The sequence below is a fragment of the Microbacterium sp. KKR3/1 genome (genome assembly GCF_021272365.1).
GTDB lineage: Bacteria > Actinomycetota > Actinomycetes > Actinomycetales > Microbacteriaceae > Microbacterium > Microbacterium aurugineum.
Window position 1 is genome coordinate 184,266 of the sequence record NZ_JAJSDW010000001.1, and the last position, 17,669, is coordinate 201,934.

Genomic DNA, 17,669 nt, shown 5'->3' on the forward strand with positions numbered 1-17,669 from the left:
AACGGAGTCAGGATGAACCTCGTCGCACAGATCGCGATGGCCGCTGCCGAAACCGAGCACCACGGCAACGTCGCGCTCGAAACGGTGATCTTCGGAGTCATCGCCGCGATCGTGTTCGCCTTCCTCGCGCTGGTGACCCTGTCTTACAAGAACGTCGCCAACCGGCACTCGGCGAAGGCGGAGGCCTGGGCGGCGAAGCACGGCAAGGACGGCCACGAGGCGGGACACGGCCACTAGGCCCCCATGAGCGACGCTGCGACCCCGCGCACCCCGCGCATCGGCGTGATGGGCGGTACGTTCGACCCCATCCATCACGGCCACCTGGTCGCAGCGAGCGAGGTCGCGAACTCCTTCGGCCTCGATGAGGTCGTCTTCGTCCCCACCGGGCACCCGTGGCAGAAGTCGGGCGTCTCGCCGAGCGAACACCGCTACCTGATGACCGTGATCGCCACCGCTTCGAACCCGCAGTTCACCGTGAGCAGGGTCGACGTCGACCGCGAGGGCCCGACCTACACGATCGACACGCTGCGTGACCTGAAGAAGGATCGGCCGGATGCGGAGCTCTTCTTCATCACCGGCGCGGATGCCGTGGCGCAAATTCTCAGTTGGAGGGACCATGATGAGTTGTGGGAGTTGGCCCACTTCGTCGCGGTCTCTCGGCCAGGACATGTCCTGAGCACAGACGGCCTCCCGAGCGACAACGTCAGCCAACTGGAAGTGCCGGCGCTGTCGATCTCGTCGACGGACTGCCGTGAACGCGTTCGCGACGATCAGCCGGTCTGGTATCTGGTCCCTGATGGGGTCGTACAGTACATCGCGAAGCATCATCTGTATCGGAGCAAGGCATGAGTACATCGGATCAGCAGGGGCAGGGTCCGCTGACGCGCAAGCAGTTGCGAGAGATCCGGTTGACGGGTTCCACCCCGGTGATCTCCTCGGAGGAAGCCGCTGCGGCGGCCGAATCGGCACCGCCCGCGCCGCCACTGCCGCCTGTCGTCGCACCCGCAGAGGTCGGAGAGTCCGCCGCGGCGGAACCGGACGCGGCACCGCGGTCGGCCCCCGACGCCGACGAAGGCGGCAGCGTCGAGGCGAAGCGCGGTGAAGCCCCGCTGACCCGGCGCCAAGCGCGTGAGCTCGAGAAGGTCCGGACCGCGTCGGTGCCCGTCGTCGAGGCGGAGGTCACGGAAGAGGCCGAAGTCGAAGAGCCGTCTGAGACGGCGGCCGGTGCGGACGAGCCGGCGGAGATCGTCTCGGGGATCCCGACCTTCATCTCCGTGAACGAAGAGCCCGGCGACGCCGACGACGATGATGTGGACGACGAGGTCGCCGTGGCGCCGGTCAGTGCGTCCGTCGCGGCTGATGCCGTGGGCGAGGTCCCCCTCGAAGCCGAAGCCGAAGCCGAAACCACGGAAGAACCGGCCGAAGCGCCTGTGAGCGAGGACGTCGAAGCCGTGCTCGGTCTCACGACCGACAGCGACGAGCAGGCGGCCGATGAGGACGTCTTGGCCGATGTGGGTGCTGACGACGAACCCATCGAGGAGCGTCCCACGGTCAACTCCGCGTTCGGGGAGGGAATCCTTGCGGATGCCTCCGATGCACATGCGCCGTTCCGTCCGTCGTTCGACGAACTGCTCGCCGTCGGCGACTCCACCGGTTCGCAGCACTCCGCTCCGAACGCTCTGATCTTCACCCCGTCGCCGGGGGAGGGTTCGCTCTCGGGGCCCGTCGCATCCACGGGCGAGATCCTGGTCACCGGGTCTTATGAGCTCCCGCAGGGCATGGGCTCTCAAGGACATGCACTCGGAACGACCGATGGCAAGGACATCGACGCGGTCCTCATCGACGGGGAGCTCCCGCCGGCGTCCTCGCCCACACCGATCGCCGCGAGTTCGGCGATCAGCACCATCAAGCCCGCGGGTGAGGTCATCCGACCTCCTGCCCCCGAGAAGGGGAACCGACTGATGGTGACCCTCGCCATCATCGCCGGCGGCCTCGCCCTCGCGATCGGCGTCGTTCTCGTCATCGCCTTCACCACGAAATTGATTTGATGCAATCACCTGAAACTGCCGAAGAGATGCTGCGCCTCGCAGCACAAGCCGCCGTCGACAAGGGCGGTGAGGACCTCGTCGCGCTCAACGTCTCCGAGCCCCTCCCGCTCGTCGACATCTTCCTTCTCGTCACCGGGAACAGTGAGCGGAACGTCGCCGCAATTGCCGATGAGATCGAAGACCGACTGATCGAGTCGGGGCACAAGCGTGTCCGTCGCGAGGGTCGTGCGGAGGCCCGGTGGGTCCTGCTGGACTTCGGAGACCTGATCGTGCACGTCTTCCACCAGGAAGAGCGCGTGTATTACGGCCTCGAGCGTCTCTGGAAGGATTGCCCCGTCGTTCCGATCGACGTGGTCGAGCCCGCCGCAGACGCCAGCTGACATGCCCACGCACCTCATCACCGGTGCAGGGTCCGGCATCGGAGCGGTCCTCGTCCGTCGTCTTCGAGACCGCGGGGATGACGTGGTCGCCCTCGTGCGCGACGCCGGGCGTGCCCGGGAGGTCGCGGAGGCGCTACCGGGTGTTCGTGTGCTCGTCGGCGACCTCGCGCAACCGGGCCGTCTGTCGTGGGCGCTCTCGAAGCAGCAGCTCCCGGATCGCATCGACTCACTGATCCATGTCGCCGGAGTCGTCGATCTCGGCGCGGTGGCCGACCTGCCGCCCGCGCTCTGGGAGCAGCAGCTCGCGGTGAACCTCGTCGCGCCCGCCGAGCTCACACGTCTCCTGCTTCCGGTCCTCCGTGTGTCGCAGGGACAGATCGTGTTCGTGAACTCCGGTGCGGGACTCCGCGCCCACGCCGGCTGGTCCGCCTATGCGGCGTCGAAGCATGGGCTCCGCGCTCTCGCTGATGCGCTGCGGGCCGAAGAGGCGCAGCACGGCGTTCGCGTCACGTCGATCTACCCGGGGCGCACGGCCACCCCGATGCAGGAGCGCGTGCATCAGCAGGAGGGGCAGGACTACGATGCCGAGCGTTTCATCACGCCGGAGTCCGTCGCCACGACGATCCTGACCGCACTCGACCTCCCGCGCGACGCGGAGATCACCGACCTCACGGTGCGACCGGGCCGCTGACCCGGCGCAGGTTTGGGCTCAGGCCGTCAGCCGTGTGCGACGGGCGAGCATGCCGCGATCGGCGCGCGTCTGCGGGGGGATCGCCGAAAGGAGCGACCGCGTGTACGGGTGCTCGGGACGACGGTAGACCTCTTCCGTGTCTCCGATCTCGACCAGGTTGCCCAGGTACATCACCGCGACGCGATCGGCGATATGACGCACGAGCGAGAGGTCGTGTGCGATGAAGACGATCGACATGCCCAGCCGTTCACGCAGGTCGCACAGCAGGTCGATGATCTGCGCGCGGATCGAGACATCCAGTGCAGACACCGGTTCGTCGCACACCAGGACGTCGGGGTCGAGGGCGAGCGCCCTCGCGATACCGATCCGCTGACGTTGACCGCCCGAGAACTGGTGGGGGAATCGCGAGCCCATCTCCGGAGTCAGGCCCACGAGTTCGAGCAGCTCTGCGACTCGCGCGCGTCGGGTCGCCGGTGTTCCGGCATGAGTGGCGGCGAGTGGTTCCGCGATGATCTGCTGCACGGTCATCCGCGGATTCAGCGACAGGTACGGGTCTTGGAACACCATCTGCACTCCGCGTCGCAGGATCTTCCGGTCGCGCAGTCGTCCCTTGGTCACGTCCTGATCGCGGTAGCGCAGGGTGCCCGCGTCGGGGGAATCCAGCCCCACGAGCATGCGCGCCAGTGTGGACTTGCCACTGCCTGATTCGCCGACGACCGCCAGGATCTCGCCCCGTCGGAGCTCGAGATCGACGCCGGCGACCGCGGCGACGCGATGCGCGCGGCGACCACTGCCCGAGCGGAACGTGCGCTCCAGGCCACGTCCTTCGAGGATGGGGGCGCCACCGTCGTCATCTGCGGCGGCGCTCACATCCCGCGGCATCGAGTTCAGCAACTGCACCGTGTACGGGTGCTGAGGTTTCGTCAGCACCTCATCGGCGGACCCTGACTCCACGATGCGTCCCGTGCGCATGACCGCGACCTGATCGGCGACCTCCATCACCACGCCGAGATCGTGCGTGATGAGCAGGATGCCCATCCCCAGCCGCTCACGCAAGGAGAGCAGCAGATCGAGGATCTGCGCCTGCACCGTCACATCGAGCGCGGTCGTCGGTTCATCCGCGATGATGAGATCAGGATCCAGTGCGATCGCCATGGCGATCAGGATGCGCTGGCGCTGACCGCCGGAGAACTGGTGCGGATAGTCGTGCACGCGCTTGTCGGGGGTGGGGATACCGACGAGGGTCAGCAGCTCGACCGCGCGTGCTTCGGCAGCGCGGCGGCCGATGCTGCGATGAGCGCGGAGGAGGTCGATGATCTGGTCGCCGATGCTGAGGACCGGGTTCAAAGCGGAAAGCGCATCCTGCATGACCAGGCTGACGCGCACGCCACGCAGGCGTCGATGCTGCTCGGCGGAAAGGGAGAGGAGGTCGGTCCCGCTCAGCGACATGGTCGACGCCTCGACATCTCCGTCGTCGAGGAGCCCCATGATCGCGCGTGCGGTCATCGACTTGCCCGAGCCCGACTCGCCGAGCAGCGCGAACACCTCTCCACGTCGCACGACGAGGTCGATGTCGTCGACCACGCGGTGTCGGTGTCCCTCGCCGGTGAGGGTGACGGTGAGTCCCTTCACGTCCAGGACCACGGCGTTCTCGGGGGCGGATGTGTTCTCCATGGATGCCATCATGCCAGCATCCTGGCTCTGAAATGTTTCGAACAGGAAACATTTCAGCCGAAGATAATCACCAGGGTTGACTTCTGTGCCGAAATCCTCCAGATTCGAGGAATCTCCCGCTCGTCGATCGGGAGTGGCACCCGCATCATCGAACCGAAGGAGCGCATTCGTGCTCGAACAAGCTGGCCGGTATACCGGCTACACCGCGTACGACTATCTCGAAGCCGGCAAGGACTACCGCGAGTTCCGCTACGCCCCGCAGATCGGCCGCGTGCCGGCGTATGACCTCGGGCTGAGCGACGCCCAGCAGGAACGCACCGAGCGTCTGCTCCGCGAGGAGACCGTGATCTCCCTGCACGAGCATGTGCAGGTGTTCCCCGAGGACATGGGCGAGCTGCGCGACCACATCCGCCAGGGCCGCGAACCCACCGCCTACCAGGGCCTGGCCCGCTCGGGTCTCACGGCCGTGTTCGACAACGGCATGGACGGCACCTGCTGCATCTCCAGTGACGCCGGATGGAAGTACCAGGACGTGCTGTTCGACCTCGGTGTGCGCATGGCCGACCTCGCGCACCAGGACTTCGTGATCAAGGCAGAGTCGATCAAGGACATCCGTCACGCCGCAGAGACCGGCCGTGTCGCACACATCTTTGCTCTCGAGGCCTCGACGATGATCGAGAACGAGGTCGACCGCCTCGACGTCCTCTACGGCTTCGGCGTGCGTCAGATGGGCATCGCCTATTCCGAGGCCAACATGCTCGGCGGTGGGCTCAAGGAGCGCGGCGACGGCGGCCTGACGTACTTCGGCGAGCGCGCCGTCGAGCGGATGAACAAGCTCGGCATCGCGATCGACATCTCCCACTCCGGAGACCAGACGTGCCTCGACGTGATCGCCCACTCCACCAAGCCGGTGTTCATCACGCATGCCGGTGCGCGCGGGCTGTGGCCGACGAACCGCATGAAGACCGATGAGACGATCATCGAGTGCGCGAAGCGCGGCGGCGTGATCGGTATCGAGGCGGCCCCGCACACGACGATCTCGCCCCAGCACCCGCAGCACTCGCTGGAGTCGGTCATGGATCACTTCCAGTACTGCGTCGACCTGGTGGGCCTCGAGCACGTCAGCTTCGGTCCCGACACGCTGTTCGGCGATCACGTGGGCCTGCACGACGCGTTCTCGTCGAACCTGTCGCTCGGCCAGGCGCACGCCAACGTCGACTACGAGAAGCAGCCGTACGTCGACGGCATCGAGAACCCGGCCGAGGCCTTCTACAACATCATCGGCTGGCTTGTGAAGCACGACTACTCCGACGACGAGATTCGCGCCGTCGTCGGAGGGAACACCCTGCGCGTACTCGAGGAGGTCTGGGTCTGATGAAGTACAGCAAGTTCCTCGCCCTCGGTGCGGCCGCGGCTCTCGCCGTCGGTCTCGCCGCGTGCGCCCCGTCTGCGCCGGAACCGGGGGAGTCGTCCGGCTCCTCCGGCCCCAGCGAGGAGACGATCAGCATCGGCACGACGACGGACGTCGTGAACTTCAATCCGGTCCTCGGCAACAGCCGCACGGACTCGTGGATCACGAACCTGATGTATCCGCATCTGCTGAGCATCAGTGACGACGGCACCAAGGAAGCGCATGTCGCCACCGACTGGGGCTACGTGGATGACACCACCGGCTTCTACGAGATCCGCGACGACCTGACCTGGAGCGACGGCGAGCCCCTGACCGCCGAGGACGTCGCGTGGACGCTCAACGCCGTCAAGCGCGACCAGGCTCCCGGCACGTTCTACGGACAGCTGGGCAACCTCGACACCGCGACCGCTGTATCGGACACGAGGGTCGAGCTCTCGCTCACCCAGCCGGACTCGTCGATCATCGAGGAGATCGGGTTCTGGGGTGTCGTCGTTCCGCAGCACGTGTTCGAGCCGCAGGGGTCGATCGCGGAGTTCGCGAACGACGGCAGCGACGGCGGCTGGGTCGGCATGGGGCCGTTCATCATGAGCGACTTCCAGGTCGGCCAGCACTACACCCTGGAGCGCGTGGAGGACTACCCGCTCGTCGAGGGCGGAGTGCCCGGACCCGCGGAGGTGGTGTACCGCGTGTATCCCGACGTGAACACCGAGATCCTGGCGCTGCAGAGCGGCGAGATCGACGTGATCGCGAACGCGTTGCCGCCGGCGCAGGTCGAGCAGCTCAGCAGCACCGACGGCCTGCAGGTCATCGAGGCGCCGGGACTCGGGTACGCCCACCTGGTCTACAACATGGACAAGCCCGACCTCGCGAAGACCGAGGTGCGCCAGGCGCTCGCCCACGCGGTCGACTACGACGCGATCCGCACCGTTGTGCTCCAGGGGCAGGCCGTCTCGACGGGTTCGAGTGCGCTGATGCCGGTGCTCGCGAAGTACTACGACGACTCGGTGAAGGAGTACGAGTTCGACCCCGAGAAGTCACGCTCCCTCATGGAGAAGGCCGGCTACACGGCGGACGCGAGCGGGAAGTTCCCCCTCTCGTTCCGGCTGATCTACTCGCTGCAGGACAGCGTGACCAGCCAGTGGGCGCAGATGGTGAAGGACAGCGCGGCGGAGGCCGGCATCACGATCGAGCTGCAGGGCACGGAGCGCAACACCTACCTCTCGATGACCAATGAGGGGGACTACGACATCTATGCGGGCAACTTCGCCATCATGGACGACCCGGTGACGAACTTCGCGCTCTCGTACCTCCCCGGCGGAGCGATCAACTACACCCACGTGGACGACCCCGACCTCAACGCGCTGATCGAGGAGGGCATGGTCACCTTCGAGGAAGACGAGAAGATCTCGATCATGCGCGAGGCGAACAAGATCGTGCACGAGCAGGTCTACGACAACATCATGTACACGCAGAATCTGTTCTTCGCGGCCAGCGATGAATGGGCCGGCTTCATCTCGAAGCCGAGCGAACTGCTCTCGATCGTGAACCCGCTCTCGCTCGCGAGCGCGTACCCGGTCGAGTAACCACCACTGCACTCTCGAGGAAGGTCGCCCGGGTGTCCCGAGCATCGTTCATTCTCCGTCGCGCAGGTCGAGGTCTGCTCACGATCTGGTTCGCCGTGACCGTGACGTTCCTGCTCCTGCGTCTGCTTCCCGGCGATCCGGCGCTGGCGCTGGCGAGCCCGAACATGACGGACGACATCCGGGCGACCATCCTCGAGCAGTACGGGCTGGACCAGCCCTTGATCGTGCAATACGGGCTCTACATGTGGCAGCTGTTGCAGGGCAACCTCGGAATCTCGTTCACGCAGTCGATCCCGGTGACCGACGTGCTCCTGCAACGGCTGCCGTGGACGCTGCTCCTGACCGTCACAGCCTTGGTGCTCACCATCGTCATCGGCGTGCCGCTCGGTGTCGCCGCCGCCTCCCACAAGGGACGGTTCATCGACAGGGCCGTGCAGGTCGTCGGTGTCACGGGACAGTCGCTGTTCGTCCCCAGTGTCGCGATCCTCCTGCTGTTCGTGTTCGGGCTGAACCTCGGCTGGTTCCCGATCGGCGGTGCGTACACCAACAACACCTACGGGTTCGATTGGTACCTCAGTGTCGCGCAGCACCTCGTCCTCCCCGCGGTGTCACTCATGCTCATCCAAGTCGGCTCCTACGTGCTCACCATGCGGTCGACGCTCATCGAGACGCTCGGGGAGGACTACATCCTCCTGGCCAAGGCGAACGGCATCCGCGGCAGCCGCATTCTCTGGAAGCACGCGCTGCGCAATGCGCTGCTTCCCACGACCACGCTGATCGGCCTGCAGCTCGGATTCCTGGTCGGGGGCGCGGTGCTCACCGAGACCGTCTTCGCCTACCCCGGTATCGGCCGTGGCATCTACGAGGCGGTCACCCAGCTCGACTTCCCCGTGCTGCAAGGGGCCTTCCTCATGCTCGCGATCACCGTCGTGGTCGCGAACACGATCACCGACATCATCTACGGCTACCTGGACCCGAGAGTGAAGACCTCATGACCGCTCCGATGCCCTCCTCCGAGACCCTCGCACCGAGCGAACCGACCGCCACGGGCAGCGAACGGGCGAGCGCGCACACCTGGCGCGCGTTCCGCCGTGACCCGCTCGGGATGATCTCACTCGGCCTTCTGATCCTGCTCGTCATCGTCGCGCTCGCTGCTCCGCTGATCGCGCCCTATCCGGCCAGCTACGGCCCCGACGTGCTGCGGCCGCCGAGCGGCGACCATTGGTTCGGCACCGACGCCCTCGGGCGCGACGTGTTCTCCGAAGTGATCTGGGGCACGCAGCAGAGCGTGCTCGTCGCGGTCGCCGCCTCACTGATCGCGATCGTCTTCGGCACGATCATCGCCGTGCTCGGCGCCTACTTCCGCAAGCTCGACAGTGTCATCAGCGTGATCGTCGACATGACGCTTTCGCTGCCGGTGCTGCCGCTCATGATCCTCATCGCCGCGCTCGTGGGGCCGAGCACGTCGACGATCATCTTCGTCGTCGCGGCGTTCTCGTGGCCGGAAGTGACCCGTCTCGTGCGTTCACAGGCGCTGACCGTCGTCGGGCTGCCCTACGTCGATGCCTCGCGCCTGATGACCACCTCGCCGGTCTGGATCATCACGAAACACATCCTCCCCGCCGTGACCCCGGTTGTCGTGGTCTCGGTGGTCGTGACGGCGTCGCGGGCGGTGCTCTCGGCGGCGGGACTCGCCTTCCTGGGCCTCGGGGATCCGACGACCTGGTCCTGGGGGCGCATCCTCTACGAAGCGCAGCAGGCCGGTGCCATGGTGAGCGCCTGGTGGCTGACGCTCTTCCCCTCGATCGCGATCCTGATCCTGGTGCTCTCGGCCACGCTGCTCTCGATCGCCTACAACGACGCGCGCAACCCGCGCCACCTCGCCCGATAGGAGCCTGTGATGACCGAGTTCGACCAGCGACTCTCACCCGAGTTCTTCGACCGTGTGCAGACACGCGTGCGCGAGCGCATGGCCGAGGAAGGCTTCGACGCGTTCCTCACCGACAGCCCGGAGGACATCGCGTATCTCACCGGCTTCTTCCACCACCCGTCCGAGCGCCCCGTGGCGGTCTGGCTCGAAGCGACGGGCAGGGTCGTCATGCTGCTGCCGGAGCTCGAGCGCGAGTACGCCCAGTCCCAGTCCTCCCGGGCGGAGCTGGTCTCGTTCTTCGAGTTCCCCGGAGTCGTCGCACCGTTCGAGGTGCTGGCCCGCGCGGTCACACCGCGGGGCCGGGTGGGATTCACCTCCACCATGCCGTATTCACGACTCGCGGCTGCACGGGAAGCGATGCCCGGTGCAGACCTCGTCGGGTCGGACCTGGTCACCCGCACCCGCTATGTGAAGTTCCCCGAAGAAGTCGTGCTCCACCGCGAAGCCGCTCGCATCACCGATCGGATGCTCGACGCCGGTGTGGCGCTGGTGACGGAGGCCATCGGCGCCGGGGGCGACCTGCCGACCGAGGCTGAGCTCGAACGTCACGTCACCGCGGCAGGCGCCGGCATCATGTACGCCGAGCATCACAACGTGGTGGTGGCCTCGCTGCTCGCCGGTGGGCTCGTCTATTCGGGCGCGAACTCCGCGTTCCCCCACGGTCTTCCGTCGGTCAACCGCCTCAAAGCCGGCGACACCTTCATGCTGTCGCTGGGATGCGCAGTCGGTGGTCGCTTCATCGAAGGCGAGCGCACCTTCGTGCTGGGCGAGCCCACAGCGGAGCAACGCCGCTATCACGACACGATCCATGCGGCCCAGTTGCGTGGACGCGAGACCATCCGCGCCGGGCTCGAATGCCGTGAGGCGAACCGGCTGTGCCTCGACGTGATCCGCGATGCGGGTCTGGGCGAGTTCATCCGCCACCGCCAGGGACACGGAATCGGCCTCGGCATGCACGAGGCTCCGTGGCTGGAGGACGGCGATCCCACGCTGTTGGAAGCGGGCATGGTCGTCTCGAATGAGCCCGGCATCTACGTTCCGGGGCATGCCGGATACCGCATCAGCGACAGCATGCTCGTGACCGACACCGGTGCCGAGCCGTTGACCTCCTTCCCCCGCAGCCTCGACGACTGCACCATCGCGCTCTGACGCCCCGGATTTCGAGAGAGAGACAGAGAACCATGACGACCACCCCGCCGGTGTCCCCGGAGTTCGCCGCAGCCACCAGTGACCACGAATGGGTCGAGATCAACGGAAACCACCTGGCCGTCGAGGTACTCGGCCCTGAGGGTGCGCCGGTCATCATCACCCATCACGGCGCACCGGGGCTCGGGTCGCGCGCCGAACCGCGCGCCAGCTTCGGCCGCCTCGCCGACGAGTACCGCGTCGTGGTGTTCGATGCACGCGGCAGCGGGGTGAGCGAGGGCGAGGGGATCTACAGCCATGAACAGTGGGCTGCGGACATCGACGGGCTGCGGGAGTGGATCGGTGCCGAGAAGATCGTGATGGCGGGTGGCTCCTACGGTGGGTTCATGGCGATGGAATACGCCCTGCGGTATCCGGAGCGCGTGGCCGCGATCGTGCTGCGCGACACGTCGCCCGACAACTCCAACGCGCACCTCGCGCGCGAGAACGCCTTGGCCTCTGACCGCGTCACGATCGACATGGAGAAGTTCGACCGCATCGACGTCGGGCAGGTGTACGACGACGAGGACCTGAAGGACTGCTGGCGCGAGATCCTCCCGTTGTACGACTTCGTCTACGACCCGGAGGCCACCGAACGCAAAGTGCAGGCGACGCCGTATCGCTATCGCGCGCACAACTACGCCTTCTCGGTGAACCTCCCGAACTACGATCTCAAGCCGCGGCTGCCGGAGATCGGTGTGCCGACACTCATCACGGTGGGGCGGACGGACTGGATCACGCCAGTATCGTGTAGCCAGACGATCGCCGATCTCATCCCGGACTCCGAGATGGTGGTGTTCGAGAAATCGGGGCACTCCCCGCAGATCGAGGAGGCAGAGGCGTGGACGAAGACCGTGCGCTCGTTCCTGCACCGGGTGTACCCGCCGACCCGATGAGCAGCGTTCACCTGACGAGGGAAGTGAGCGATCTCGATCGACGGATCGTCGTCGCTCTGCAGCAGGACGGCCGGGCGAGCTGGACGTCGATCGCGGAGTTCGCGGGGGCCCCCGTCTCCACTGTGACCCGTCGCGGACAGCAACTGCTCGCCGAAGGGCTGGTCCGGGTGGGCATCGTGCCGACCCTGGGCAGCGAAGGGCACGTCGAGACCTTCTTCGTGCGGATCAATTGCACGCCCGGATCGCAGCTGACCGTCGCGCAGGCGCTGATCGGCTCGCCGTACGTGCGGTTCGTGACCCTGGTCACCGGAAAGTTCGACGTCTTCGCGGAGGTCGTCATCCCCGGCGACTCGGCGACCTATGCACACGTGCTCACGGATCTGCAGGCCATCCCGGGAGTCGAACGCTGGCGAAGCGACCTGGTCGTGCACACCTACAAGGTGAGCTTCGACTGGGGGCGACAGCTCTATGACGCGCATGCCGAAGCCGCGAGCGATCCGCAGTCGTACATGCCGGCGCCGAACACGTGCGATCCCACGCACTTCGACGATGCCGATCGAGCCATCGTGGAGGAGCTTCGCCACAACGGACGCGCGTCGTTCCAGTCGATCGGCGACACGCTCGACATGAACGAGAGCAGTGTGCGCCGTCGCTATGAGCGCATGCGCAACGCCGGGTGCCTGACCACGGTGACCATGGTGCCGGCGTCGGCGTTGGGCATGAGCGCGGAGACCCTGCTGATCCTGCGGGTCGAGCCGTCGCGGATCGCTTCCGTGGCGCAGACTCTGGCGCAGCACGTGTCCGTGCGATTCCTCGCGGCCGCGCTCGAGGAGAACTCGCTCTACTGCGAGATCATCCTGCCGAGCACCGAGACGCTGCACGACTTCCTCACCGGAACCATCGCGCACCTCAAGGGCGTCAGAGGCTGGAACGCGGCGATGGAGCTGGTCTTCATGAAGCGCGGTTTCATCGAGACGCCGTGGTGGCGGGCTCAGGTCGCCTCGGCGGGGTCTGCCGAGTCCGGGTCATAGGCCGACGGCACCCTCGGCGCGTGGTGTCAAGGGGCTTCCGCGCCACGCTTGTGTGGCGCACTCTCTTCAGAGAGGAAGTCCTGGAGGGCCTACATGTCTGAACTGCCGGATCCGCGTTTCATGCTCAACCGCATCACGGCGTCGGAGTGGGTGATCAACGACCTTCGCTACTCGCCGAACGATCCGCGTCACGTGGTGGCGTGCGTGTACGAACTCGCCGAGACCGAAGTCGAGGTCACGTGGTTGCGCGATCTGCCGCTCGCGACACGCTACGGGACGGTGTTCGAGGTGCTCGAGGACGTCGAACGGTTGGGCGACTCGAATCGAGCGACACGGCCGATCTCCATCCCCGGTCAGCCGCCGCTGCTGGCGACCTAAAGGCTCCGATCGGGTCGCGTCGACACCGTCGGTTTCAGACCTCGGTTTCAGACCTCGGTGTCGTCGGCGTCGTCGGCTCCGGCGGCGACGCGGTCGGCCTCGGCGCTGTCGATGAGCGCGTCATCCACGTCCGGGTCGAGGACGCGCTCACCGTCGACTTCCTGGGTGGGCGCGCCCTCGCGGTCCTCGTCGTGGGGGATCGGAGGAATCGGGGGAATGATCGGGTTCGACATGATCGCATCCTTTCGTCGAGATGTGTCGACGATACGACGGACCGTGCACGCGCTGAACCGGGTTGACGGTCGTGAGGACGCGCGCTAGGACTGTTCCGAGAACGGAAGAAGCCCCCGGAGAACCGGGGGCTTTTCGGTGGACCTGAGGGGACTCGAACCCCTGACCCCCTGCATGCCATGCAGGTGCGCTACCAGCTGCGCCACAGGCCCAGACGCTGTTCCGAACCAGCCGGAGCAACTTGAAAAGAGTACTACACGAATCGACGCGAGCACCAATCCGGGTGAGCATCCCGGGCGCGTCCTCGTGTGCGGCAGGAGTGTGCAGGAACAAGCGCACCGGCCGAGACGTTGAAGTGGGCGTGAGTATCCTCGACAGTCTGGTGATAGGCGCAGGGCAGGCCGGTCTCTCGGCATCGTTCCACCTCTCGCGCCTCGGGATCTCGCACGTGGTCCTCGACGCCGACGAGCGGCCCGGCGGCGCGTGGCAGCACCGATGGGACGCGCTGACGATGCGTGACGTTCACGGTGTCGCGGAGCTTCCGGGCGACACTCCGCCGCCGCGTGACGGTGCACGCGCCAACGAGGCCGTGCCCGCCTCCTTCGCCCGATACGAGAAGACCCATGCGCTTCCCGTGCTCCGCCCGGTGCACGTCGAGCGCGTGGAAGACCAGGATGGAGTGCTCGTCGTGCGAGCCCGGGAGGGGGAGTGGACGAGCCGCACGCTCGTGAATGCGACCGGTACCTGGTCGCACCCGTTCCTGCCGCACTTCCCCGGCATGGAGACGTTCGTCGGAGAGCAGCTGCACACCGTGGACTATCCGGGGCCGGAGCACTTCATCGGCAAACGTGTGCTCGTGGTCGGGGGAGGAGCGTCCGCCGTGCAGTTCCTCGGAGCGCTCGCGCCGATCACCGAGACCCTGTGGGTCACCCGCCGGGAGCCGGTCTGGCGGGACGACGACTTCACCCCCGAGGCGGGGGCCGCAGCGGTCGCCCTCGTCGAGCAGCGCGTCGCGGCCGGGCTTCCTCCGCAGAGCGTGGTCAGCGTCACCGGGCTCATGCTGCGCCCGCAGGAGCGCGAGGCGGAGCGTCTCGGAGCGTATGCCGACCGACGCCCCCTGTTCGAGCGGATCGAACCCGACGGTGTGCGCTGGGCGGACGGGAGTTTCGAGCGGGTTGACGTCATCCTGTGGGCCACGGGGTTCCGCCCCGCGATCACTCATCTGGCTCCTCTCCACCTGCGCAGCGCGGCCGGAGGTATCCAGCTCGACCGGAACGGGCGAGGCACGACCGCTGTCGTCGATCCCCGCGTGCAGCTGGTCGGCTACGGCCCCTCGGCGAGCACGATCGGTGCGAACCGTGCCGGTCGCTCGGCCGCGAAGGGTGTCCAGCGAGCACTGCGATCGTCGAACGCCCGCGTCACCACCGGTTGAGCACCTCCTCGGGCTGGAACCCCGAAAACCTGAACGTCTGAGATACCAGACATCTCGCGTGACTCATCGGACATTTGTCGCAGGCAGTGGGCAATACTGCAGCAAATGGAGCGCGGGTCACACAAAAAGGTGTGGTCTGGCTGTACTGAATCAGGCGGAGGTACGGGCAATGGTGACCGAAATCAGCACGACGACAACGCCCCCTGCGGGGATCATGACTCGCGAGATCAGAACGATCGAACGAGTTCCCGAGAGCGAAAGACACGGCAACCCAAGCAACCAATTCAGCCTGTGGTTCGGCGTGAATATGCAGATCACCGCGATCGTGGACGGGGCGCTCGCTGTCACATTCGGAACCGAAGCCCTGGCCGCGATCATCGGACTATTCCTCGGAAACGTCATCGGCGGCATCACAATGGCCCTGCATTCCGCACAAGGGCCACGTCTCGGGGTTCCGCAGATGATCTCGAGTCGTGTTCAGTTCGGCGTGAAGGGGGCTGCGCTTCCGCTCTTCCTCACCATTTTGATGTATCTGGGCTTCCAGGCCACGAGCATCGTGCTGTGCGGGCAAGCGATAAACCTGATCTTCGGGCTCGAGATCCCGATGATCGGCATGCTCGTCTTCGGTGCTCTCACGACGGTCGTGGCGGTCGTCGGATACAAGCTGATCCACGTGATCGGGCGAATCGCTGCCGTGATCGGCGCGGTAGGTTTCGGCTACGTCGCCATACGACTCTTTCTGGGATATGACGTGTCCAGCGCCTTCGGTCAAGTCGATTTCAGCGGTGCATCGTTCATGCTCGCCGTCGCGCTTGCTGCGGGCTGGCAGATGACGTTCGCACCCTACGTCGCCGACTACTCCCGCTACCTACCGAGCAAGACGACCGTGGCTTCGACGTTCTGGACGACCTTCCTCGGTTCCGTCATCGGAGCTCAGCTCGCAATGACGCTCGGCGTGCTGATCGCAGGCTCGGTGGGAGCTGGAGTCTTCCTCAACAGCCAGGTCGGCACACTCGGTGAAATCGCCGGAGGCGGTCTCATCGCGATCATCATGTATGTGGTCATCGTGGTGAACAAGCTCTCGGTGAACTCCCTGAATGCGTATGGCGGGTTCATGTGCATTCTTACGATTTTCACCGCGTGGACAAAGCAGCGTCGTGTTTCGCAATCGGTGCGCACGGGAATCATCGTGAGTTTCACCGTGCTCGCCGTCGTCTTCGCGATCCTCGCTAATGAAGTCGGATTCCTCGGTGCCTTCAGGAATTTCGTGCTGGCGCTCCTCTCGGTGTTCGTGCCGTGGAGTGTCATCAACCTCGTCGACTATTACCTGATCTCCAAAGAGCGTGTCAATATCCCCGCTCTCTACGATTCGAGTGGTCCCTACCGCGCCTTCAATTGGGTTGCCATCGGATGCTATTTCCTCGGCGTCGCCGTACAGATGCCGTTCATGAATCAGGCGCTCTACACCGGCCCCCTTGCGAACGCGATGGGTGGGGCTGACGTCTCTTGGATCGTCGCGATCGTCGTCACCGCAGCGGTCTACTACCCACTCGCGAAACGTACCCAGTACGTACCGGACGAGCTGATCACAGGCGCTGACGACTGAGCGTCGGAATTCGCATTCCCTCGGATGCTCGACCCCCACTTGAGGAGCCACCATGACCAGCGCCATCGGCGAACCAACGCCCCGCCCCGAGATCTCCGACCTGCCCGAGTATCGTGCGGGCAAGCCTGCGACAGCGGTGCCGGGTCTCGACCCCGTGAAACTCTCATCGAACGAACGAAGCATGGAACCGAGCATCGGGCTGCGAGCGCGACTGCTCGAAGAGGTCAGATTCAACCGCTACCCGGATCCCGTCAACGCCGAACTGCGTTCGGCCCTCGCTTCACGGCTCGGTGTACCGGCCGAACAGATCGTGACCGAGAGCGGCAGTCTCGGAGCCCTGCGCTTGCTCCTTGATGCTCTTATTCCGCGATGGCGGGGGTACGGGCGCGACGAAACGGTGCCTGGACCACCGGAGGTGGTGTATCCGTGGCGGTCGTTTGAGGCATACCCGATACTGGTGTCCGTCGCCGGGGCGGCGGGTGTTCCCGTTCCGCTGACGGACAGCGGGGCGAACGACCTCGATGCCATGGCCGAGGCGATCACGGATCGCACGAGAGCAGTGTTCTTGTGTACCCCGAACAATCCGACTGGTGGCGTCATCGGGCAGGAGGAGTTCGCTCGCTTCGTTGGTCGTGTCCCCCCGGAGGTGCTCATCGTCATCGACGAGGCCTACACCGAGTACGTGGAAGATCCCTCCGCTCTCGACGGGCTTGCGGCCTTCAAAGCGCACCAGAACGTCGCAGTACTGCGCACCTTCTCGAAGGCCTTCGGACTTGCAGGTCTGCGCGTCGGCTACGCGATGGTCTCGACGTTGCTTGCTGACGCGATGTGGCGGATCCGACCGACGTTCGCAGTCACAGCGCTCGCTGAGCGTGCGGCGGTGCTCGCTCTCGAAGACGCCGAGGGTCTTGCCGAGCACGTGGCGGAAGTTCGCGAGGGGCGACGCGCGATCCACGCCGCGCTGTTAGCGGTAGGGGAAGCTCCTCTGGAATCCCAGTCGAACTTCGTCTGGTTCGATGCTCGCGACGCAGAGGCGTTCGAAGCGCGGGCAGCTCAGGCTGCGATCTCGATTCGGCGGTTGGGAACCGGCATCCGAATCACTGTGGGGAATGCCGCCGAGACGGAGCGAGTACTCGCACTCATCGCGGGGACGGCGATTCCGGACCGAGCCGACGTCAGCTCAGGCGCGTAGG

Annotated in this window: 18 protein-coding genes and 1 tRNA gene; 16 read left to right on the forward strand and 3 right to left on the reverse strand. The window is 65.9% G+C overall.

Translation table 11 applies throughout. The annotated features are described in order from the left end of the window. Positions 1–12 precede the first annotated feature (12 nt). From LVJ59_RS00900 to LVJ59_RS00920, 5 genes are read left to right on the forward strand one after another with little or no spacing between them, the layout of a single operon-like run. Positions 13–237: a hypothetical protein gene (locus tag LVJ59_RS00900; RefSeq protein ID WP_047519875.1), complete on the forward strand. Its 225-nt coding sequence runs from the start codon at positions 13–15 to the stop codon at positions 235–237. Positions 238–243: 6 nt separating this feature from the next. Beyond that, the gene (nadD, locus tag LVJ59_RS00905; protein ID WP_047519877.1) at positions 244–849 is read left to right on the forward strand and encodes a nicotinate-nucleotide adenylyltransferase; all 606 of its coding nucleotides are present in this window, start codon (positions 244–246) and stop codon (positions 847–849) included. Beyond that, positions 846–2,048: a hypothetical protein gene (locus LVJ59_RS00910; RefSeq protein WP_232761687.1), complete on the forward strand. Its 1,203-nt coding sequence runs from the start codon at positions 846–848 to the stop codon at positions 2,046–2,048. The genes nadD and LVJ59_RS00910 overlap by 4 nt, the downstream gene beginning before the upstream one ends. Further along, positions 2,048–2,428, forward strand: a complete 381-nt coding sequence (rsfS, locus tag LVJ59_RS00915; RefSeq protein WP_047519881.1) for a ribosome silencing factor — start codon at positions 2,048–2,050, stop codon at positions 2,426–2,428. The genes LVJ59_RS00910 and rsfS overlap by 1 nt, the downstream gene beginning before the upstream one ends. A 1-nt stretch (position 2,429) precedes the next feature. Beyond that, complete coding sequence (locus LVJ59_RS00920; protein WP_232761688.1) at positions 2,430–3,119, forward strand: SDR family oxidoreductase; 690 nt, start codon at positions 2,430–2,432, stop codon at positions 3,117–3,119. An 18-nt stretch (positions 3,120–3,137) separates the two neighbouring features. On the opposite strand, the gene LVJ59_RS00925 is transcribed toward LVJ59_RS00920, so the two are convergent. Continuing rightward, positions 3,138–4,805, reverse strand: a complete 1,668-nt coding sequence (locus LVJ59_RS00925) for an ABC transporter ATP-binding protein (protein WP_232761689.1) — start codon at positions 4,803–4,805, stop codon at positions 3,138–3,140. A 157-nt stretch (positions 4,806–4,962) separates the two neighbouring features. On the opposite strand from LVJ59_RS00925, the gene LVJ59_RS00930 reads away from it, so the two are divergent. From LVJ59_RS00930 to LVJ59_RS00965, 8 genes are all read left to right on the forward strand, one after another. Further along, positions 4,963–6,168, forward strand: coding sequence for a dipeptidase (locus tag LVJ59_RS00930; RefSeq protein ID WP_232761690.1), 1,206 nt, complete (start codon positions 4,963–4,965; stop codon positions 6,166–6,168). After that, a complete protein-coding gene (locus tag LVJ59_RS00935) occupies positions 6,168–7,787 on the forward strand; it encodes an ABC transporter substrate-binding protein (RefSeq protein ID WP_232761691.1) in 1,620 nt (539 codons plus the stop codon). Before LVJ59_RS00930 ends, LVJ59_RS00935 begins: the two co-directional genes overlap by 1 nt. Positions 7,788–7,819: 32 nt before the next feature. Further along, positions 7,820–8,782 (forward strand): ABC transporter permease, encoded by a 963-nt coding sequence (locus tag LVJ59_RS00940; RefSeq protein ID WP_131491221.1) that lies wholly within the window; start codon positions 7,820–7,822, stop codon positions 8,780–8,782. Beyond that, positions 8,779–9,678 (forward strand): ABC transporter permease, encoded by a 900-nt coding sequence (locus LVJ59_RS00945; RefSeq protein WP_194239255.1) that lies wholly within the window; start codon positions 8,779–8,781, stop codon positions 9,676–9,678. Before LVJ59_RS00940 ends, LVJ59_RS00945 begins: the two co-directional genes overlap by 4 nt. 9 nt (positions 9,679–9,687) lie before the next feature. Continuing rightward, positions 9,688–10,866, forward strand: a complete 1,179-nt coding sequence (locus LVJ59_RS00950; protein ID WP_232761692.1) for a Xaa-Pro peptidase family protein — start codon at positions 9,688–9,690, stop codon at positions 10,864–10,866. Positions 10,867–10,898: 32 nt separating this feature from the next. Beyond that, entirely contained in the window at positions 10,899–11,798 is a 900-nt protein-coding gene (locus LVJ59_RS00955) for an alpha/beta fold hydrolase (protein ID WP_232761693.1), read from the forward strand. Between the two features lie 23 nt (positions 11,799–11,821). Beyond that, positions 11,822–12,829, forward strand: coding sequence for an Lrp/AsnC family transcriptional regulator (locus LVJ59_RS00960; protein ID WP_232761694.1), 1,008 nt, complete (start codon positions 11,822–11,824; stop codon positions 12,827–12,829). 93 nt (positions 12,830–12,922) lie between these two features. Continuing rightward, complete coding sequence (locus tag LVJ59_RS00965) at positions 12,923–13,207, forward strand: hypothetical protein (RefSeq protein WP_047519894.1); 285 nt, start codon at positions 12,923–12,925, stop codon at positions 13,205–13,207. A gap of 47 nt (positions 13,208–13,254) precedes the next feature. Here the strand turns inward: LVJ59_RS00965 and LVJ59_RS00970 are convergent, their stop codons facing one another. Next, complete coding sequence (locus LVJ59_RS00970) at positions 13,255–13,440, reverse strand: hypothetical protein (RefSeq protein WP_232761695.1); 186 nt, start codon at positions 13,438–13,440, stop codon at positions 13,255–13,257. Positions 13,441–13,577: 137 nt separating this feature from the next. Then, a tRNA-Ala gene (locus tag LVJ59_RS00975) sits at positions 13,578–13,650 on the reverse strand. A gap of 149 nt (positions 13,651–13,799) precedes the next feature. On the opposite strand from LVJ59_RS00975, the gene LVJ59_RS00980 reads away from it, so the two are divergent. The 3 genes from LVJ59_RS00980 to LVJ59_RS00990 all read left to right on the forward strand — a co-directional run bounded on the left by LVJ59_RS00980 (position 13,800) and on the right by LVJ59_RS00990 (position 17,668). Continuing rightward, on the forward strand, positions 13,800–14,870 hold the full coding sequence (locus LVJ59_RS00980; RefSeq protein ID WP_232761696.1) for an NAD(P)-binding domain-containing protein: 1,071 nt from the start codon (positions 13,800–13,802) through the stop codon (positions 14,868–14,870). A gap of 169 nt (positions 14,871–15,039) precedes the next feature. Beyond that, positions 15,040–16,476, forward strand: coding sequence for a cytosine permease (locus tag LVJ59_RS00985; RefSeq protein ID WP_232761697.1), 1,437 nt, complete (start codon positions 15,040–15,042; stop codon positions 16,474–16,476). Between the two features lie 136 nt (positions 16,477–16,612). Continuing rightward, positions 16,613–17,668: an aminotransferase class I/II-fold pyridoxal phosphate-dependent enzyme gene (locus LVJ59_RS00990; RefSeq protein WP_232761698.1), complete on the forward strand. Its 1,056-nt coding sequence runs from the start codon at positions 16,613–16,615 to the stop codon at positions 17,666–17,668. Position 17,669: the final 1 nt, after the last annotated feature.